This is a genomic window from Hydrogenophaga sp. (assembly GCF_041633695.1).
Classification (GTDB): Bacteria; Pseudomonadota; Gammaproteobacteria; order Burkholderiales; family Burkholderiaceae_C; genus Hydrogenophaga.
Window position 1 is genome coordinate 1 of sequence record NZ_JBFJMY010000331.1, and the last position, 4,674, is coordinate 4,674.

At 57.5% G+C, this 4,674-nt stretch carries 5 protein-coding genes; 2 read left to right on the plus strand and 3 right to left on the minus strand.

Features of this window, described 5'->3' with window-relative positions; all coding sequences use genetic code 11:
* A partial coding sequence (locus ABYB95_RS17235; RefSeq protein WP_372659785.1) for an FAD-dependent oxidoreductase occupies positions 1-705 on the minus strand: 705 nt, incomplete at its 3' end.
* Between the two features lie 237 nt (positions 706-942).
* Between ABYB95_RS17235 and ABYB95_RS17240 the strand changes: the two genes are divergently transcribed.
* Positions 943-1,374: a cupin domain-containing protein gene (locus tag ABYB95_RS17240; RefSeq protein WP_372659786.1), complete on the plus strand. Its 432-nt coding sequence runs from the start codon at positions 943-945 to the stop codon at positions 1,372-1,374.
* Between the two features lie 48 nt (positions 1,375-1,422).
* Complete coding sequence (locus tag ABYB95_RS17245; protein WP_372659787.1) at positions 1,423-1,932, plus strand: Rrf2 family transcriptional regulator; 510 nt, start codon at positions 1,423-1,425, stop codon at positions 1,930-1,932.
* Between the two features lie 93 nt (positions 1,933-2,025).
* On the opposite strand, the gene ABYB95_RS17250 is transcribed toward ABYB95_RS17245, so the two are convergent.
* Both ABYB95_RS17250 and ABYB95_RS17255 read right to left on the minus strand, forming a co-directional pair.
* A complete protein-coding gene (locus ABYB95_RS17250; protein WP_372659789.1) occupies positions 2,026-2,730 on the minus strand; it encodes a GntR family transcriptional regulator in 705 nt (234 codons plus the stop codon).
* A 32-nt stretch (positions 2,731-2,762) separates the two neighbouring features.
* A complete protein-coding gene (locus ABYB95_RS17255) occupies positions 2,763-4,445 on the minus strand; it encodes a sigma 54-interacting transcriptional regulator (RefSeq protein WP_372659788.1) in 1,683 nt (560 codons plus the stop codon).
* Positions 4,446-4,674 lie beyond the last annotated feature (229 nt).

Consider the following 4,674-nt stretch of genomic DNA (forward strand, 5'->3'; position numbering starts at 1 on the left):
CCCACCGACATCAATACTCTCAACCGCGGCGCCAAGCCTGCAGCTCACGCCGACGGCCCTAAGAGCCCGCTCGATAACGGGCCGAGGGCCAGGCCCCAGATCTGGGCCGATCACGTGCTCTCGCTCAAGGATGATCACACGGACATCGGTGTCTATGCCCAGGATCGTGCGCATGCGTGCGCCTATCTCGGCTGCAGTTTCTATACCGCTGAACCCTCCACCAACGACGACTACGGTGTTCCGCGCGGAGGTAGGCGGCAATTCAGATAGCTTGTGTAGGTGTTCATCGAGTTGCACGGCCTCATCGAACAGATCCACACTCAATCCGTGTTCGTGCAAGCCAGGCAGTGCCGGGCGAAAGAGCCGACTACCCGCTGCAAGTATGAGTTTGTCATAAGAGATAGTAGACAGGTTGCCTTCTGCATCAATCGCGTCGATTTCTTGTGCCGTTGTCCGGATCGTTTCAACGAGACCTTGGTGAAACTTTACGTTTGCTGCCTCGAGGAGCGGCAATAGGGGCGACTTCATCGCGTCTACGGGTGCTTCATAGAACCGGGGGCGGACATGCAGCTCAGGCGCGGGTGCCACGAGCAAAATTTCAACTGTCCCGTCGGACCGATTCGCTAGATGCAAAGCACGCGATGCGCTCAACGCGCTCCACATACCAGCAAACCCTGCGCCCACCACCAAGATGCGTTCTCTCATTGCAATACTCCAACGTTGTTGACTAGGTTTGTTCCTTACGGAGACGGTCACGACACACGTGCTCGCCATGTTTCTGACGCCAAAAACAGCTCCGCTATCGTGGGAATCGATTGACGCCATAACTACGATTGTATGAGTCGTAGACAAAACATGCAAGCACCCAAATTGCTTCGAAAGTAGACTACGATTTCACAAATCGTAGTATCATCAACTTCCGAACAAAAGCAGGAGAAAAAAATGCGAATCCCATTGCCAACGATAGAAAAGTGTCTCGCGGCCTGCGCTCTTCTGATGGCCGCCAGTGCGGGATCTGCCCACGGCCCGAGTGCGCCACGTGAAACTATCGTTCCTGCCTTTGCACACGCGATCACCAGTGTTCCAGGCAAGGTGGTCACCGCGCTTGTCGTCAGCTATCAGCCCGGTGGTAGGACGCCCCCGCATCGCCATGGCCAAGCGTTTGTGATCGGTTATGTGTTGGAAGGCTCGGTGCGAAGCCGTTTGGACAATGGCGAGGAGCAGATTTATCGCGCTGGTGAGAGTTGGACGGAAGGCCCGGGCGCGCACCATCTGGAGAGCGACAATGCAAGTGATATCGAGTCGGCCAAGCTCCTGGCCATATTTATCACAGACAGTAAAGACAAAGATCTGGTGATCTTCGATAAGCAATAGTCTGCTCGGCTATGATACTCAAATCGAATCAAAGTCACTGGGAATCGATTGAGTCACATCAGCGTTGGCGTCGAATACGGGTTGCATTGTTTGCTGTACCTCACCGGACCACCAAATGGGGTCTGGGTTGCCACCGTGCGCGACTTGGCTGACCTGCAAGGACTTCCTTTTGACTATGTTGCCAAGCTTTTCACCAAGTTGCGTAGAGCCGGTTTAACAGATTCGACTGAGGGCAAAAATGGAGGTTTTCGTCTGGCACGATCAGCCCATGAGATCAGCGTGCTTGATGTCGTACATGCCATTGACGGCGTCAAGCCACTTTTTGACTGCAAAGAAGTCCGTGTGCGGTGTGCACTTTTCAACGGACAGGCACCACGCTGGGCCACCGAGGGAGTCTGCTCGATTCACAGTGTCATGCTTGAAGCCGAACAGAAAATGATCGAAGCTCTGGCGGCGCAAAATTTGGCCAAGTTGGCGATGCAGACAGTTGCAAAAGCGCCGTCCACCTATGGGCCAAGTGTCGTGCACTGGATGCAATCGCGAAACACCCCGCCCTGAATTTCGCTTTTCCCCCTAAAGGGAACGGTTCGAGCTATTTCGTGAAAGCGCGTGTTTGGGTGTGAGGGGCCGATCCTTGCTTCAAGCGGCGCACTAGATGGCATGACGCAACAGCAGATCACAGGTGAGTCGAATGTGGGACTCTAGGGCAAGGGCTGCGCGGGCTTCCTGGCGTGCCACAGCAGCGGCATAAATACTGGTGTGCTCTTCGTGCACATTGCGCTGCACAGTCTGAGTCGCGCCCATACGGATGGCGACGTGCCTGTAGCGCTCGCCATGGCGGTAAAGAATGCTGAGCAGGTGCTTGGTCCACGGGGAGCGATGGGCTGCGATCAGTGCTTCATGGAAGCGCTTGTTCGCGGGCTCCCAATGGTTGGGTTCCAAACCACCTCGCTGGAGTTCGGCCTGCGAGAGTGTCTCAAAAGCAAGGGTCAACTCGGTCTCCCACTGAGCCGATCCATGGCGGATTGACTGCCGCAATGCCTCTGTCTCCAACATCACCCGGGTGTCCGTGAGGTCCTTGAGGTCGCCGAGCGAAATTTCGCTGACCCGATATCCGCGTTGGCCTTCCACCGTGACCAGCGCATCAGAGACCAGCAGCGCCAAGGCTTCTCGCAGGGTACCAGCACCTACCTCATAGCGGTCTTTCAAATGCTCGACGCGAAGCCGCTCACCCGGCGCAAGATGACCTTGCACAATGTCTTGGCGCAGATCGAAATATGCCCGTTCTGACAAGGTGCGGGGCGAATCATTGGTCGCGCGCAGCAGGTGATCGCTGAAGGCATCGATTGGCAACATCGCCTTTTGTAGCGGAAGTTCGGTTCCAGGCTTCATTCTGAAACCTCGCCAGATTCCTGACGTTTGAGGCGGTAGGCCAGTTGCGGTCGAGTCAGTCCCAACAACCGCGACGCGCCGGAGAGGTTTCCGCCACAACGCTCAACCGCCATGGCCAGCACCTGTGCCTCCAATTGTCCGATTGGCACCCCGCTGTCCACGATGCGTTCACACAGCGCCGTGCTGTTCGCCGGCACGATGTGGGCGAGGCGGCCGTGATCGTCCACACCGTCCTGCCGGGTCGCTGGCAAATTGGGAAACAAGTGTTCCAACTCCACGGTCGTACCTTGGGCCGCGAGGATCACACCGCGCTCGACCAAGTTTTCCAGCTCCCGCACATTGCCTGGCCAATCGTGGTGCATCAGCGCTTGCAAGGCCCGATCCCCCAAGCCATTGAGTCGTTTGTTGTGCAGCGCGGTGAATCTGGCCAACAGATGGTTGGCTAGCGGCTCGATGTCGGCAACACGCTCCCTTAGTGGCGGAATACAAACCGGGTAGACGTTGAGGCGGTAGAGAAGGTCGCGGCGAAAACGGCCTTGCGCAACGGCTTCTTCTAGATTCACATTGGTTGCAGTGATCACGCGCACATTGACCTTGCGCGCACGCTCCGCACCCACGCGCTCGATCTCGCTTTCTTGCAAAACACGCAACAGTTTCGCTTGCGCGGCCATGGGCAAATCGCCCACTTCGTCGAGAAACAGGGTGCCGCCGTCGGCTCGTTCAAACCGACCGGCCCGCGCTGCGTGAGCCCCGGTGAACGCCCCCTTCTCCACCCCGAACAACTCGGCTTCGATCAACTCTGCGGGCAAGGCCGCGCAGTTGACCGCGACAAAGGGCCCGGTGGCATGGTTCGAGTGCGCATGCAGCGCGCGCGCGAACCGCTCTTTGCCAACGCCCGTCTCGCCTGTCAGCAACACAGTGACCTGGGTGCTGGCCGCGCGCAACATCAGGTCGTATGCGTGTTGAAAAGCAGGCGAATTCCCAATCAACATCCCCCCTGAGGTGCTCGGCTCCAGGCGGGTCTTGAGGGCTTCGACCTGTCGACTGAGCGCGTCCATCTTGTCCAGCAAGGAGTCGTCCTCAAAATAAGGAAGATAGGCGTCGCCATCGGGCCATTCGTCAATGGGCTTGCCCACGATGTGGCAATGGTCGTGTCCGCAGGCGCCGCACTTCACCTCTTTGAAAAGAATCAGCTTGCCCATAAACGCGCTGGTGTATCCACTGGCATAGCCCAACAAGATCCAGCAGGCCGGCTCCTCAACCACGCCATACGCCAGGCGGTGCGCATGGGCCTCCCACGAATCGTCCCAGCGGAATTCCCCTTCGTAGTGTCCGGCGGCAATGTCCATTTTCAGGTGCAGCGGCGTCACGCGCGCAGCGCCTTCCAGCATATGCAGCTGCGGCCCGACCATAAACATTTCCTCCGGGCTGCGGTCGCCCCGCGTCTTGTTGGCAAACTCCGCATCGTGTCGACCACTGGCATAGCCCATGCGGGTCAACAAACGACGGGTGTGGGTGCTTCCGACGGAGGTAATCAGGTCTTGGCGCAGTGCACTGAGTGCCGCCGTATGCAACAGCAACATGCGCCGCTCGCCCAGCCAGATCGCACCGCTGCGCGGCTCGAAGCGCAGTAGCTTGCGCAAATCGGCGTCTGGTGGGTAATGCAAATTCGTATCCACGCTGTCTCCTGAAGCCTCTGGCTCAGCGGGGCCAGATTCTCGATATTTTGACCGCACCGCTTGCTCATTGCAAGCCAGGCCACTTGACGACTTGATTTGATCATTTCATCAACTTCGGGGTTTTCAACCCCATCATTTCATGAAATTCAGGCGAACAAGCTTGTCTTTTGGTTGAGGGTTTCCACCTATCAAGGGCATCCGATCCGGCTTCGGCACATCAAATATTTAA

Coding starts and splice junctions, on each gene's coding strand:
- ABYB95_RS17240 (WP_372659786.1), top strand. CDS start 943: ATGCGAATCCCATTGCCAACGATAGAAAAGTGTCTCGCGGCCTGCGCT.
- ABYB95_RS17250 (WP_372659789.1), bottom strand. CDS start 2,730: ATGTTGCCAATCGATGCCTTCAGCGATCACCTGCTGCGCGCGACCAAT.